Annotated in this window: 8 protein-coding genes and 2 tRNA genes; 8 read left to right on the top strand and 2 right to left on the bottom strand. The window is 66.8% G+C overall.

All coding sequences use genetic code 11. The features are described 5' to 3' along the window. Positions 1-52 precede the first annotated feature (52 nt). A complete protein-coding gene (locus CFB47_RS09090) occupies positions 53-2,998 on the top strand; it encodes a glycosyl hydrolase family 18 protein (RefSeq protein WP_089460986.1) in 2,946 nt (981 codons plus the stop codon). A 678-nt stretch (positions 2,999-3,676) separates the two neighbouring features. On the opposite strand, the gene CFB47_RS09085 is transcribed toward CFB47_RS09090, so the two are convergent. After that, a complete protein-coding gene (locus CFB47_RS09085; RefSeq protein ID WP_256946668.1) occupies positions 3,677-5,956 on the bottom strand; it encodes a CHASE2 and HATPase_c domain-containing protein in 2,280 nt (759 codons plus the stop codon). A 698-nt stretch (positions 5,957-6,654) separates the two neighbouring features. Between CFB47_RS09085 and CFB47_RS09080 the strand changes: the two genes are divergently transcribed. From CFB47_RS09080 to CFB47_RS09050, 7 genes are all read left to right on the top strand, one after another. Further along, a tRNA-Leu gene (locus tag CFB47_RS09080) sits at positions 6,655-6,741 on the top strand. 240 nt (positions 6,742-6,981) lie between these two features. Beyond that, a tRNA-Leu gene (locus CFB47_RS09075) sits at positions 6,982-7,068 on the top strand. A gap of 512 nt (positions 7,069-7,580) precedes the next feature. Continuing rightward, a complete protein-coding gene (locus tag CFB47_RS09070; protein ID WP_089461394.1) occupies positions 7,581-8,828 on the top strand; it encodes an ROK family protein in 1,248 nt (415 codons plus the stop codon). After that, positions 8,815-10,368, top strand: coding sequence for a sugar ABC transporter ATP-binding protein (locus tag CFB47_RS09065; RefSeq protein ID WP_089439985.1), 1,554 nt, complete (start codon positions 8,815-8,817; stop codon positions 10,366-10,368). Before CFB47_RS09070 ends, CFB47_RS09065 begins: the two co-directional genes overlap by 14 nt. Positions 10,369-10,411: 43 nt before the next feature. Next, positions 10,412-11,449, top strand: a complete 1,038-nt coding sequence (locus tag CFB47_RS09060) for a hypothetical protein (protein ID WP_089460984.1) — start codon at positions 10,412-10,414, stop codon at positions 11,447-11,449. Positions 11,450-11,531: 82 nt separating this feature from the next. After that, positions 11,532-12,476: an ABC transporter substrate-binding protein gene (locus CFB47_RS09055; RefSeq protein ID WP_089460983.1), complete on the top strand. Its 945-nt coding sequence runs from the start codon at positions 11,532-11,534 to the stop codon at positions 12,474-12,476. Positions 12,477-12,607: 131 nt separating this feature from the next. Then, positions 12,608-13,543: a carbohydrate kinase gene (locus tag CFB47_RS09050; protein ID WP_089461393.1), complete on the top strand. Its 936-nt coding sequence runs from the start codon at positions 12,608-12,610 to the stop codon at positions 13,541-13,543. 28 nt (positions 13,544-13,571) lie between these two features. Here CFB47_RS09050 and CFB47_RS09045 read toward each other — a convergent pair whose 3' ends face one another. Next, positions 13,572-15,302 carry a SulP family inorganic anion transporter gene (locus CFB47_RS09045; RefSeq protein ID WP_089460982.1) on the bottom strand — a complete coding sequence of 577 codons (1,731 nt, stop codon included), beginning with the start codon at positions 15,300-15,302 and terminating at the stop codon, positions 13,572-13,574. Positions 15,303-15,305 lie beyond the last annotated feature (3 nt).

The raw sequence follows: 15,305 nt of genomic DNA, 5'->3' as shown, positions 1-15,305 counted from the left end.
ACGAAGAAAAATGCGCTGGCATTCGCGACACTTTTTTTCAACACCAGGATGGATGGCTATCAAATTGAATTCGAAGAAACCGACTCTTGATCTCGTGGTTCGACGCCGCTCGCTGCGCCGCACGCACATCGCCTATGCGGCACTCGCCGCGGCCAGCGCACTCAGCTTTGCCAACGCCGCATTCGCCGCACCCGGCAAACCCAGCCTGAAACAGTACGAAATCACCTCGCAGCCGCACGGCTTCGTCGAAATCGACATGCAGAAGGCAGGCGTCGCGCCGTACAAGGACATCGTCAAGCTGAACAAGAAGGTCGACGTGCCGCTGCCGTTCGACATCTGGAGCAACGGCACCGCGGTGAAGGCGGTCGCGCTGGTCGACGGCGTCGTCGACGCCACGTCCGAAGTGAAGATGACGCCCGGCGGCACGCAGAGCGGCCAGGTGGTCGCGAACGTGAAGACGCCCGGCGTGAAGAAGATGCAGGTACGCGTGATCGACGCGAACGGCGCGGCGACCGACAGCGCACCGCTCGACGTGGTCGTGTTCGACACGATTCCCGAGCTCGCCGACGATCTGCCGAACAACGCGAGCAAGAACCACAAGCCGTACGCGAACACGTCCGGCTCGGTGGTCGGCACGTACTTCGCGACCTGGTCGATCTACGACCGCAAGTTCAACGTCGACAACGTGCCGGTCGAGAACCTCACGCACATGCTGTACGGCTTCATCCCGATCTGCGGCGGCGCGGACGTGAACGCCTCGCTCGCGAAGGACCTGCCGGGCTCGTTCAACACGCTCCAGCAGAGCTGCAAGGGCCTGCCCGACTTCAGCGTCGCGATCCACGACACCTACGGTGAAATGGCCAAGGCATTGCCGGGCCAGACCGCGAACTCGAAGCTCAAGGGCGTGCTCGGCCAGATGATGGCCGCGAAGAAACGCAACCCGAACATGAAGATCCTGCCGTCGATCGGCGGCTGGACGCTGTCCGATCCGTTCTTCAAGCTGCATGACCCGGCGAAGCGCAAGGTGTTCGTCGACTCGACCGAGCAGCTGCTGCGCACGTGGAAGTTCTTCGACGGCGTCGACATCGACTGGGAATTCCCCGGCGGCAAGGGCGTGAACCCGTCGCTCGGCGATCCGGTGAAGGACGGCCCGCTGTACGTGACGCTGATGAAGGAACTGCGGCAGATGCTCGACAAGCTGTCGCAGGAAACCGGCCGGACGTACGAACTGACGTCGGCGATCGGCGCGGGCAAGGACAAGATCGACGTGGTGAACTACAAGGAAGCCACGAAGTACATGGACTACATCTTCGACATGACGTACGACTTCTACGGTGCGTTCAGCCTGAAGGAACTCGGCCACCAGACCGCGCTGTATGCACCGGGCTGGAAGCCGGACACCGCGTACACGACGCACAATTCGATCCAGGCGCTGCTCGCGCAGGGCGTCGATCCGAAGAAGCTCGTGGTCGGCGCGGCGGCCTATGCCCGCGGCTGGACCGGCGTACACGGCTATGCCGACGGCAATCCGTTCACCGGCACGGCGACGGGTGCGCACAAGGGTCAGTGGGAGCCGGGCATCCTCGACTACAAGAAACTCAAGGCGGAGATGATCGGGCCGAACAACGCCGGCATCAACGGCTACGAGTACCACTACGACCAGACGGCCGAAGCACCGTACGTATTCAACAAGAGCACCGGCGAGCTCCTCACCTTCGACGACGAGCGCTCCGTTCTCGCGAAGGGCGACTACGTGCGCGCCCACCAGCTGGGCGGCCTGTTCTCGTGGGAAATCGACTCGGACAACGGCGACATCCTGAATGCGATGCACAAGGGCCTCGGCCACGGCAATGAAGGCGGCGGCGCGGAAAACCATCCGCCGGTCGCGAACGCCGGTGCCCCGATGACCGTCACCGGGCCGGCGACGGTGACGCTCGACGCATCGAAGTCGCGCGATCCGGACGGCGACAAGCTGACCTACAAGTGGGACCAGGTCGCCGGCGCGCCGCTGCAGCTCGCCAACGCGACGAGCGCGAAGGCAAGCGTCGACATTCCGTCGGTCAAGCAGGACACGAAGTACACGTTCCGCGTGACGGTCACCGATCCGGCCGGCCTGAAGGACAGCGCGCAAGTCGTCGTGACCGCCAAGGCCGACACGGCCGTGGAACCGCCGCCGGCGGAAAACCGCCCGCCGGTCGCGCAACTCGGCGGCCCGGCAACGGCTGAAGCCGGCCAGGCTGTCGTGCTGTCGGCAGAGAAATCGACCGATCCGGACGGCGACAAGCTGAGCTTCAAGTGGAACGTCCCGACCGGCATCCAGGCGACGCCGGCCGGCGCGACGCTGAACTTCACCGCGCCCACGCTCGCGAAGGACCAGTCGTTCACGTTCTCGGTCACGGTCAGCGACGGCAAGCTGTCGAGCACCGCGAAGCACACCGTGCTCGTGAAGGCCAAGGATGCGGGCGGCGGTAACGGCGGCGAAGGCGGCGGCAACGGTGGCAACGGCGGCAACGGTGGCGGCGAAGGCGGCAAGTACCCGGCGTACAAGGCCGGTACGCAGTACAACGCCGGCGACATCGTGTCGAACCTCGGCAAGCTCTACCAGTGCAAGCCGTTCCCGAACAGCGGCTGGTGCTCGGGCGCGCCGACCGCGTATGAGCCGGGCAAGGGCTTCGCGTGGAACGACGCGTGGACGCTCTACGGCAACGACGGCGGCAGCGGCGGCGGCAATGGCGGCAATGGCGGCGAAGGCGGCGGCGGCGAAAGCGGCGGTGGTAACGGTGGTAACGGCGGCGGCGAAGGTGGCGGCAGCGGTGGCAACCACCCGCAGTACAAGGAAGGCACGAAGTACAACGCGGGCGACATCGTTTCCAACAACGGCAAGCTGTTCCGTTGCAAGCCGTTCCCGTACACCAACTGGTGCTCGATGGCAGCCTGGGCCTACGAGCCGGGCAAGGGCACCGCGTGGGACCAGGCATGGGATGAACACAAGGAGTAATGCCCGGTCCGGCCGGCGGCGCCATCGCGGCGCCCCGGTCAATCCGAACCCGCGTCTTGCGACGCACAACGGCTGATGCCGATATCGCCCTCGCCTCGCGCGAGGGCGTTTTCGTTTGGGTGTCGGTTGGCGGATGGGCGTCCGCAACGCTGCGGGCGGGACGGTTGGGAAGGTGCGGGCGATGCGCAAGGAATGCGCGGACCGCAAACGCCACCGCCAGGACCGGCGTCGCCCCGGTGTCATCGCGTCATGTCGATGGCGTCCTCGACCTTCCCGCTGCTTCGCGTCCGGAGTCGCGCCGCGCCTGCGGGATCGGAGTCCCGCTTGACGGCAGGTCCGCGTCGGAAGATGCCACGCGGCCCCCGCACCTTCGTGTCTCGTGCCGACGTGACAGGCCATCGCCGTACCGTCCGCTATCCCGCGGTTCACGGCGACGAGCATCCATCCGCAGGTCTCGTCAGGTCGGCACCACCCCAGGATGGCGCGATCGTCATACAGTCCGAAGCGCCGACAGGCGCGCCGGTCTCGTCATCCGCCGTGTCGCGACACGCGCCAGGCCCGAACGCAAAAAAGCCGGGCCCTGTGCGATACAGGGCCCGGCTTTCCATCCATCCGGTTCAGTCTCTACCCGACCTCGACGAAGCATGCGGCCGCACTACCGTTGCGGCCCGGCGCAGCTCACGCGTCTTCGAGCGTTTCCGCAGCGGCTCTCGGCAAGCGCACGATGAAGCGGCTGCCCTGCCCCGGCGTCGACGTCACGTCGATCGAGCCGCCATGGCGCACGATCACGGCCTTCACGAACGGCAAGCCGAGGCCAACACCGCGGCTGGCGTCGCGGTGCGAGCCGTCGACCTGAAAGAACGGCTCGAACAGGCGCGGCAGCGCGGCAGCGGGGATGCCGATCCCCTGATCCTGCACCGTCATCGTCACCTGCCGATCGTCGGCATCAATCCACACGTCGACCACCGTCTCCTCGTCCGAGTACTTGATCGCGTTGTCGAGCAGATTGGTCAGCGCACGCAGCAGCATGTCACGATTGCCGGACACGAACACGTCGTCGCCCTCGTAATGCGGGCCTTCGACGCGGATCCGCTTCGCATTCGCGCTGTGCCACAGATGATCGACCGCCTCCGTCGCCAGATCGTTGGCGGACACGGCCACGTAGGCGCGGGTGTCGAGATGCTCGGCGCGCGACAGCTGCGTGAAATCCTGTGCGACGCGCAGGCTGTAGTCCACCAGCTTGTGCAGGTCCGTCAGGAAATCCTCGTCGGTCGCGCCGTCGGCGCGGTTGCGCTCCTCGAGCAGCGACAGCACGGTCGACAGCGGATTGCGCAGGTCGTGCGCCATGTGTCGCAGCGTCAGCCGGTCGCTTTCGACCGCGGCCTTGATGTTGTGGATATCGACGAAGCAGATCATGCTCGCCGTGGAACGATGCTGCTCGCCGTCGCCGAACGGCGTCACCATCATCATCTGCGTGCGCCCGTTCAGCGTCAGCTCCGCCGAGTGGATCTTGCCGCTCGCCTTCGCGATCTGCACTTCGTCGTGCGCGAGCGACAGCACGTGCCGGACGGCCGCGTCGCGGTCACCGTCGGTATCGAACGTCTCCAGCATCGCGCGGCCACCCGCATTGCACAGCAGCAGCCGGCCGTGCTGTTCGACGAAGATCGGATACGGCAACGTCTCGATCATGTCGACATAGGCCGTCTGCCAGGCGCGAATATGCTGCATCGCGATCTCGACTTCGTCCGCGCTCGGCAGCTCGGTATCGGCGCCCGCCGCGTGCGGCACGCCGGCGAATGCATGCTTGCCGGCCAGCCGGTGCAGCAGCCCGTATTCCTTCAGCATGAACGTCCGCAGGCTGCCGGCACGCCGCCAGCCGCAGAACGCGAAAATCAGCGCGCACACGGCAAACATCGGCCCGAGCGGCATCCAGTACGACCAATGCACCAGCAGCACCAGCGAGACGGAGACGAACGTGGCCATCCACGCGATCGCGACTGCATACATGCGCCAGCCCGGCACCAGCATGCAGATCAGCAGCATCCCCGTCGCGACCGCGACGCTGACGCCAACCTGGATCGCCGCCGGCTCGCGCCGCAGAATGCGGCCATCGAGCAGCGCCTGCGTCACCAGTGCATCGACCTCCACGCGCCGCAGCCGGCCCCCTTCCGACGTCGACAGGTCGTACACACCGGAAAGGTCCGACATCGCGTCGCCGATGAAGACGATGCGACCGCGCCATGCCGACTCGGGAATGCGCCCTTTCAGCACGTCGACGTATGAATAGCGATCGAGGTCGAAGCGCGCCGGCAGGAACAGCGCGAGCGAACCGGTCTCGACATGCCCCAGATTCGACACGTGGTCCTGCACCTGGTGGCGCACGTCGCCGGCCGGCAGCGACGCGCCCGCCACGCGAATCGCCTCCAGCGCCACGTGCGGCAGTTCCGCCTCCGCGTTGTCCGCGTGGATATAAGGCACGATGCCCTGCACCAGATGGTCGCTGCCCAGCATCACGCTGCGCTGGCCGATGGCCGCGGCCGCGGCGCGCAACCGCGCCTCGGGCAACAGCACGGTGTCGGCACGTGTGGCCTCCTGCGATACGTGGGCAGGCAGCACGACGTGCCCTTGCCGCGCGATCGCGCCCGCCAGCGCCCGATCGCCGGACGCCGCGCTGAACATCGTCATGTCGAGCACGACACTCGCGGCGGCACCCAGCCGATCGAGCACCTGCGCATGGGACGTCCGCGCATAGCTTTCGCCGCTGCCGAGTTCGGCAATCGTCTTCTTGTCGATCGAGATGACGACGACCTCGTCACGATCCCCGTGATCGACGCCGGTCACCACCAGGTTCCAGTACAAACGGTCGAGCGGCGACAGCAACGCCTCGGCGGTCGGCGTGCAACTGAGCACCGCCAGCAGGACCGCGCCGGCCGTAAGGGGCCATACGGCAGGTCGCACGGATGTTGCAATTTTCAAGACTCGATTGAGCCAGTCAGGCATGGTTTGGTCCACGTTATTGTTTTGTTCGCCCGAGTTCGTTGCAGCCGCGCACTTCCTGCATGGTTGCGGCCTTGGCCACATTTTTCGTCGCGCTCTCGATCCCGCCACGCAACACTCGCTCAGGCGGCCCCGGGTCCCTCAACAGGCAACCGCACGGCATGCTGCCGCGGGTTCCAATGTCGCCATGTTGCCGGAACTATCTCGATTTTTATTAGGCACCGGGTCCAATTAGACCTTGTCCCATATGGTTTCTATTTCGTTTCGGACTTGTCTTAATTTTTGTCATCCGGACGGTCGTCAGGGCGCGTCGATACCGTGCCGGTGCGCGCCGTTCGGGACCTTCGATCCCGGGTGAGTTCGTGCAGACAATGCGGTTGTTTGCCCCCGGTTGTCACCCATGAAGCGGCCTCGCCAAACTTTGATGAACGGCGGTGAATTTCGCAACAGGTTTTTCCCGACCGAACGGCTTGCCGGCGCGCGTCGAGACGAAGCCGGCGCCGGGCTGAGTTTTCGCAGCGAGGCGGGCCGGCGCCGGTCAGTGTGTGGCGGACCGCTCGACGTGAACACTTTTCATCGCTTTCGATGAAATTGTGTTGACAGCCCCTTCGGACACGCTATAATTGCGTTCTTTCGCGATGCAGCAACAAGCGAAACGTGCCCAGGTGGCGGAATTGGTAGACGCACTAGGTTCAGGTCCTAGCGGTGGCAACATCGTGGAGGTTCGAGTCCTCTCCTGGGCACCATCTGTTTTATAAAAAGGTCGGCTTCTAGCCGGCCTTTTTCATTTCCGGCGCGCGAAAATACGCGCCTGCCGCAAGATGGCGTCGTCGCTCATGCAAGCGGCTCGCATGCCCGCCTCCCCCTCTTTTGCCCGACCGAACAGCGTGCTCAATTATTTTCGTTCGCGACCTGAAATTGTGTTGACAGCCCCTTCGGACACGCTATAATTGCGTTCTTTCGCGATGCAGCAACAAGCGAAACGTGCCCAGGTGGCGGAATTGGTAGACGCACTAGGTTCAGGTCCTAGCGGTGGCAACATCGTGGAGGTTCGAGTCCTCTCCTGGGCACCATCTGTTTTATAAAAAGGTCGGCTTTTAGCCGGCCTTTTTCATTTCTAGCCCAGGAAGCAAAGCGCCTGCGCGCTTTGCGTGAGGACTCGAAAGGCTGCGCTTGCAAGCGCAGCCGGGGTCGCGCATGTGTGACCGAGTCCTCTCCTGGGCACCATCTGTTTTATAAAAAGGTCGGCTTTTAGCCGGCCTTTTTTCATTTCCGACGCCGGAAACACCTCCCTCCCTCCGTCCCCGAGAGCAAAGCAATCGCTTTGGTTTGCACGCCAGCACCAGCGAGCCCGAACGGCATGCGGCAACAACCCGGTGTCACGCGCTCGAACCCACGCCACAAGCCACCCTGCGCCTGATTTCCTCGATCTCCGCGATCCATCCCCGATTCCGAACACCCCGCACCCACGCTCCCACACAAACCGGGATTTCCCTAGGCTGACACGCCGGCGTGCGCGCGGTTAAATAAATCAACGTGATTTATTTAATGCGCTGCCCGACAGCGCACCATGGAAGGAGACACCATGAGAAGCCCGCACTTCGGCCAGGGAAGCAACTCGGCCAACGTGCGCCGTTACAACGAGCGCCTGCTGCTGAAGACGCTGCGCCGCGCAGGCAGCGCGTCGAAGGCCGACCTCGCCCGCCTCGCGAGCATGACGGGAACGGCAGTCGGCAGCATCATCGCGTCGCTCGCCGATGCGAAGCTGATCGAATTCGCGGGCCGCACCGAAGGCCAGCGCGGCCAGCCGGCCTCGCTGATCCGCCTCGACCCGCGCGGCGCGTTCGGCATCGGCGTCCATCTCGACCGCATGCGCATCGAAACGGCGCTCGTCAACTTCGCCGGCGACGTGCTCGGCCGCCGCTCGCACGACACGCTGCTGCCGCCGCCCGCCGACGTACTCGAGATCGTCCGCCACGACATCGACGCGATGCAGGCGCTGCTCCCCGACCACGAGCGCGCCCGCCTGACGGGTATCGGCGTCGCCCAGCCCTACAACCTCGGCGCGTGGATGCGCGAACTCGGCCTCGCACCCGACACGTTCCGCGCGTGGGAAGACGTCGATTTCGCGGCCGACCTCAGTCGCACGTTGTCGCTTCCGGTGTTCGGCGAAAACGACGGCAACGCAGCCGCGATCGCCGAGCTGTTCTACGGATACGGCCGGCAGTGCGACGACTTCGTCTACCTGTTCATTGGGCCGGCCATCGGCGGCGGCATCGCGATCGACGGCGACTGCCTGCGCGGCGTGACCGGCAACGCGGGCGACATCGCCGTGATTCCCGTGCCGCCGAGCCGGCTGGCTTCCGCGCCGCCGCCACGCGGCCCGTGGGACATCCTGCTCGCGCGCGCGTCGCTGCATGCGCTGGTGCGCCATCTGCGCCATCACGGCGAAACGGTCGACAACCGGGCCGATCTCGAAGCGTGCATCGCCCGCGGCCTGCCCGCCGTCGACGAATGGATCGACGATTGCGTCGACGCGCTGGCGCCGGCATTGCGCGCGGTGCTGTGCGTGGTCGACGCGCCGGTGGTCGTACTCGACGCCGATACCGACGCGGGCCTGCTCGACGCGGTCACGACGCGCCTGCGCGCCGCGCTCGTGGCCACCGCGCCCGAAGCACGCGGCACGCCGATGCTCGTACGCGGCACGTTCGGCGCCGACGCCGGTGCGATCGGCGCGGCCACGCTGCCGATGTTCTTCAACTTCTCCCCGCGGGCCGGCATCCTCAAGGGCGCCCGCATCGACTCGCAGGAGGTCAACCATGTCGCGATCTGAGTCGCCCCGTCCGTTGCTCGAGATGCGCGGGATCAGCAAGACGTTCCCGGCCGTGCGCGCGCTCGACAACGTCAGCCTGACCGTCTATCCCGGCGAGATCCATTCGCTGATGGGCGAAAACGGCGCGGGTAAATCGACGCTGATGAAGATCCTGTCGGGCGCATACCGCGCCGACGCCGGCGGCGAGATCCTGATCGACGGTGCCCGCATCGACATCGACGGCCCGCTCGCCGCGCGCGATGCAGGCGTCGCGGTGATCTACCAGGAACTGTGCCTGTCGCCGAACCTCACCGTCGCGGAAAATATCTACATCGGCCGCGAACTGCGGCGCGGCAACCGGCGCTGGGGCACGATCGACCGGGCGGCGATGGCGCGCGGCTGCGAGGACGTGCTCACGCGCCTGGGCGCATCGTTCGGCCCCGACACGCTCGTCGACACGCTGTCGATCGCGGAGCAGCAGCTCGTCGAGATCGCACGCGCCGTGCACACCCGGGCGCGCATCCTCGTGATGGACGAGCCGACCACGCCGCTGTCGTCGCGCGAAACCGAGCACCTGTTCCGCCTGATCCGCCAGTTGCGCGAGGAAGGTCTCGCGATCATCTACATCAGCCACCGGATGGCGGAGATCTACGAGCTGTCCGACCGTGTGTCGGTGTTGCGCGACGGCGCGTACGTCGGCACGCTCGAACGCGCGTCGCTGTCGGCCGAGCGCCTCGTCGCGATGATGGTCGGCCGCGACATCTCCGGCTTCTACAAGAAGGAACACGCACCGTACGACCCCGGCCACCTGCTGCTGTCGGTCCGCGACATCGCCGACGGCGCACGCGTGCGCGGCTGCAGCCTCGACCTGCACGCCGGCGAAGTACTGGGCATCGCGGGGCTGGTCGGCGCAGGCCGCACCGAACTCGCGCGGCTGATCTTCGGCGCCGAACCGCGCGTGCGCGGCGACGTGAAGGTGGGTGAACGCACGTTCGGCGCGCACTCGCCGCGCGACGCAATCGACGCGGGCCTCGTCTACCTGACCGAAGACCGCAAGCGCCAGGGCCTGTTCCTCGACATGAGCGTGCGCGACAACATCAACATCTCGGTCTGCAACCGCGACGCGCGGCTCGGCGCGCTCGATCTCGCGCGCGGTGCCGAACGCGCGCAGGACGCCATTGCGTCGCTGTCGATCCGCGTGCCGAACGCGAACGTCAACGTCGGCGCGCTGTCCGGCGGCAACCAGCAGAAAGTGTTGCTGTCGCGCCTGCTCGAGACGAAGCCGCGCGTGCTGATCCTCGACGAACCGACCCGCGGCGTCGACATCGGCGCGAAATCCGAGATCTACCGGATCATCAACGAACTGGCCCGGGCCGGCGTGGGCGTGATCGTGATCTCGAGCGAACTGCCGGAAATCATCGGTGTCGCCGACCGCGTGCTCGTGATGCGCGAAGGCGAGATCGCCGGCGAACTTGGCGGCTACACGCCTACGCCCATCACGCAGGAAGCCATCATCGCACTCGCCACCGGCTCGCAAGCCGAGCTCGCCGACGCGCACTGAGGCTCGCCCCTTTTCATTTCCTTCTTACATCCAGGTTACCGAAATGATCAACCCGACCAAGCAGCGGAACCTCGCTTCCGCGACGGCCCAGCAGGTGGCCACCCGCACGCCGCTGTTGCGCGGCGCCGATCAACGCGCCCGCATGCGGTCGCTGATCCGCACGGCCGGCATGCTGCCGGTGCTGCTGGTTCTGTGCATCGGCTTCGGCTTTCTGACCGACGGCTTCTTCACGCTGCAGAACCTGTCGATCGTCACGCAGCAGGCGTCGATCAACATCGTGCTGGCCGCCGGCATGACCTTCGTGATCCTGACGGGCGGCATCGACCTGTCGGTCGGCTCGGTGCTCGCCGCCGCGGCCGTCGCGGCACTCCTCGCGTCGACCATCCCCGGCTGGGGCTGGCTCGGCGTGCCGTTCGCGCTCGTCGTCGGCCTCGTGTTCGGCGCGATCAACGGCGGCCTGATCTCGTTCCTGCGCCTGCCGCCGTTCATCGTCACGCTCGGCGCGATGACCGCCGTGCGCGGCGTCGCGCGCCTGATCGGCAACGACACGACCGTGTTCAATCCGCAGTTGCCGTTCGCGTTCATCGGCAACGGCACGATCCTCGGCGTGCCGTGGCTCGTCGTGATCGCGTGCGCGGTGATCGCGATCTCGTGGTTCATCCTGCGCCGCACGGTGCTCGGGATGCGCATCTATTCGGTCGGCGGCAATCCGGAAGCCGCCCGCCTGTCGGGCATCAACGTGCGGGCGATCCAGCTGTTCGTGTACGCGGCGTCGGGGCTGCTCGCCGGCCTCGGCGCGGTGATGTCGGCCGCGCGGCTCTACGCGGCCAACGGCCTGCAGCTCGGCCAGTCGTACGAACTCGACGCGATCGCCGCGGTGATCCTCGGCGGCACGAGCTTCGTCGGCGGCGTCGGCTCGATCGTCGGCACGCTGATCGGTGCGCTGATCATCGCGGTGCTGACCAACGGGCTCGTGCTGCTCGGCGTGTCCGACATCTGGCAGTACATCATCAAGGGGCTCGTGATCATCGGCGCCGTCGCGCTCGACCGCTACCGCCAGCGCGATTCGGCCCGTACCTGAGCCCCTGCCCGTCCATTCAACCTGGCGGCGCAGGCCGATCCCTGCGCCCGCCCGACAAGCCACTTCACGGAGACACCACGACATGTTCAAGCACAAAGCCGCCCTGACCGCCGTCGCCTGCGCACTCGCGTTCGGCGCTTCCGCCGCGCACGCGGCCGACAAGCCGCTCAAATCGATCGGCGTCACGGTCGGGTCGCTCGGCAACCCGTACTTCGTCACGATCGTCAAGGGCGCCGAGGCGCGCGCCAAGCAGATCAACCCGAATGCGAAGGTCACGGCCGTATCGGCCGACTACGACCTGAACAAGCAGTTCACTCAGATCGACAACTTCATCTCCGCGCACGTCGACATGATCCTGCTCAACGCAACCGATCCGAAAGCGATCGAGACGGCGGTGAAGAAGGCGCAGGCGGCCGGCATCACGGTCGTCGCGGTCGACGTCGCGGCCGCCGGCGCGAATGCGACCGTGCAGACCAACAACGTGAAGGCCGGCGAGCTGGCATGCGACTACATCGCGAAGAAACTCAACGGCAAGGGCAACGTGATCATCGAGAACGGCCCGCAGGTGTCGGCCGTGATCGATCGCGTCAACGGCTGCAAGACCGTGCTCGCGAAAAGCGCCGGCATCAAGGTGCTGTCGAGCGACCAGGACGGCAAGGGCTCGCGTGAAGGCGGGATGAACGCGATGCAGGGCTACCTGACGCGCTTTCCGAAGCTCGACGCGGTGTTCACGATCAACGACCCGCAGGCGATCGGCAGCGATCTCGCCGCGAAGCAGCTGAACCGCCCGAACATCGTGATCACGTCGGTCGACGGCGCGCCCGATATCGAGGTCGCGCTCAAGTCGAATACGCTCGTGCAGGCGTCGTCGAGCCAGGACCCTTGGGCGATGGCGCAGCAGGCCGTCAACGTCGGCTACGGCATCATGAACGGCCAGAAGCCGGCCAACCCGATGATCCTGATCGAGCCGACACTCATCACGCGCGACAACGTGAAGAGCTACAAGGGCTGGAGCACCCCGCGCTGATCGCGCCACCTGTCCGCCCGAGCAACCGGGCGGTGCCGGGCCGCGTCGCGACGTGCGACGACCCGCACTGCCCGTCCTTTCAGATCAACCGCTGCATGGCCGCGTGCAACGCCGCCGCACAAGGTTTCGACATGACGACGACGTTTCCCCGCCTGATCGTATTCGGCGAAGCATTGACCGATTTCATCCGCGACGACGACCAGCACTGGCACAGCGTCGCCGGCGGCTCATGCTGGAACGTCGCACGCGTCGGTGCGCGACTCGGCGTGCCGACGGGCTTCGCCGGCACGGTCAGTCGCGACACCTTCGGTGACGAGTTGATGCGCAAGAGCGCCGACGCGGGGCTCGACCTGCGCTTCATCCGGCAGGTCGATCGCGCGCCGCTGCTCGCGATGGTCGTGTCGAAGCAGCCGCCCCACTACTTCTTCATCGGCGAGAACAGCGCCGATCTCGCGTTCGATCCGGCGGACCTGCCCGCCGGCGCACTCGACGCGGCCGAGATCGTGCACGTCGGTTCGCTCGGCGTCGTGCGCGAGCCGCTCGCGTCGCGCCTGATCGACGTGGCGCAAGCTGCGCGGGCGGCCGGCAAGCGGATCTCGTTCGATCCGAACTTCCGCGCACCGATGGCCGCGCCGTCGTATCGCGACACGCTGCGCCGGCTGGCCGGGCTCGCCGACTGGATCAAGGTATCCGACGAGGATCTGCGCGGGCTGTTTCCCGAACTCGACGAAGCCGCCGCGCTCGCGCAGCTGCGCACGTGGGCGCCGGACGCCGCGATGCTCGTCACGCGCGGCGCATCCGGCATGCAGCTCCTGCATCGCGACCTCGTGCTGTTCCAGCCCGCGTTCCCGACCGAAGTGGCCGACACCGTCGGTTGCGGCGATGCGAGCATCGGCGGCTGGCTCGCGAGCCAGCTTGCGCGTCCCGATGCATCCGCCGCCGAACATCTGCGCTACGCAGCCGCGTGCGCGGCCGTCGCCTGTGCGCATGCAGGCGCCTATGCGCCGACGGCGGCCGAAGTGACCGACATGATCGATCGCTCCGCCGACGCCGTGGTGTCGCCATAGCACTCACCGGCGCGGCGCCCCCGCGCCGTCACGCGGCGGTCGTGCCGTCGCTGCCGTCCGGCGGCATCCGGGCCTGCAGCAGTTGCAGGCTCTCGTCGACACTCAGTTCGGACATCGCATCGTCGTGCAGCGTGTCGTCGGCCGCGCGGCGCAACGCATGCAGCGCGTGCACCTTGAGCCGCACGATCGCGAGCCGCAACCCGCGCGCCGTGCATTCGGCCGCGAAGGTGCGCAACGATTCGATCGTCGTGCTGTCGACATCCGGCGTTTCCTCGAGGCTCAGCATCACGGTATGCGCGTCCGGCGCGGCCTTCATCAACGCACGCACGCGGTTCAGCATCCGGTCCGCATTCGCGAAGAACAGTTGCGCCTCGGGCCGCACGATCAGCACGCCCGGCACCGGCTTCGCGTCGGCATGGCTCGCCACGTCGACGAAATCGTGACTGTCGCGCAGCCTGCCGAGCACGCTGACGTTCGGCTCGGACAGCTTGCGCAGGGTCAGCAGCAGGCTCACGCCGATGGCCGCGAGCAGCCCGTGCAGCACGCCGAGCACGAGCACCGCGAGCAGCGCGGCGCTCACGACGAGGCGGTCGCGATGCCAGGCCCAGTACGGCCGGAATACCGACGGATGCAGCGAGTGGCTGACCGCGAAGATCACGATCGCCGCGAGCACGGGCTCCGGCGTGCGCGCGAGCTGCGGCAGCAGCAGCCAGACGATCAGCGCGACCACGCCCGCCGCCCACAGGCCGGCAAAGCGCGACTGCGCGCCGGCCGCTTCGTTCGCCGAGGTCGCCGAATAGCCGGCGCCGACCGGCATGCCGTGCAGCAGGCCCGACACGAGGTTCGCGCAGCCGAGCGCGACGAGGTCGCGGTTCGGCGACACGCTGTCGCCATGCTTCAGCGCGAAGTTGCGGATCGATCCGTACGATTCCGCGTACAGGATCAGCATCAGCGCGAACGCAAGCTCGATGGTCTGCATCCACGCGTTGCGGTCTAGGGTCGGCAGGCCGAACTCGATATGCTTGAAATCGATATGGCCGACGATCGCGATCCCGTATCGCTGCCAGTCGATCGCATAGCCGGCCGCGATCGACAGCACGATCACGACGAGCGTCGCGGGCACGCGCGAGCTGCGCCCGAGCGTGAACAGCAACGCCAGCGCAATGGCGCCGAGCACGACGCTCGCGAGATTCGCGTGCGGCGCGCCGGTGATCAGGTCGAGCGCGACATGCGGCGCATCGCTGTGCTGCACGGAAATCGCGAGGATCTTCGGCAACTGCTTGATGACGATCGTCAGCGCGAGGCCGAACGTGAAGCCGCGCAACACCGGCCGCGCGACGAAATCCGACATGCCGCCGAGCCGCGCGGCACCGGCCAGGATGAACAGCACGCCCGTCATCGCGACGAGTGCCGCCGCGAGCGCGAGTTGCGCGGCGAGCGCCATCCCCGACTCCGCGAGCACGGTCGCCGCGAGCACGGCGGCCGACGACGACGTCGACGACACGATCGCGAAGCGGCTGCTGCCGGTGAGCGCATAGACGACGAGCCCCGACAGCAACGCGATGAGACCGGCCTGCGGCGGCAGGTTCGCCAGCCCCGCGTACGCGACCGCCTCGGGGATCAGCAGCCCCGCGATCGACAGGCCGGCCAGCGCATCGAGGCCGATGCGTCGCGTAGGCGGCGGCGCGGCCGCGTCGAGCGCGGCGAAATGATCGGCATGCTGCGGGCCGGCATCGGGGCGGATCGGGGCGGTCGTCATGAG

This window comes from Burkholderia sp. AU27893, assembly GCF_002223205.1.
GTDB lineage: Bacteria > Pseudomonadota > Gammaproteobacteria > Burkholderiales > Burkholderiaceae > Burkholderia.
Note: the sequence above shows the minus strand (reverse complement) of the source record. Positions and strands in the feature narration are given on the sequence as shown.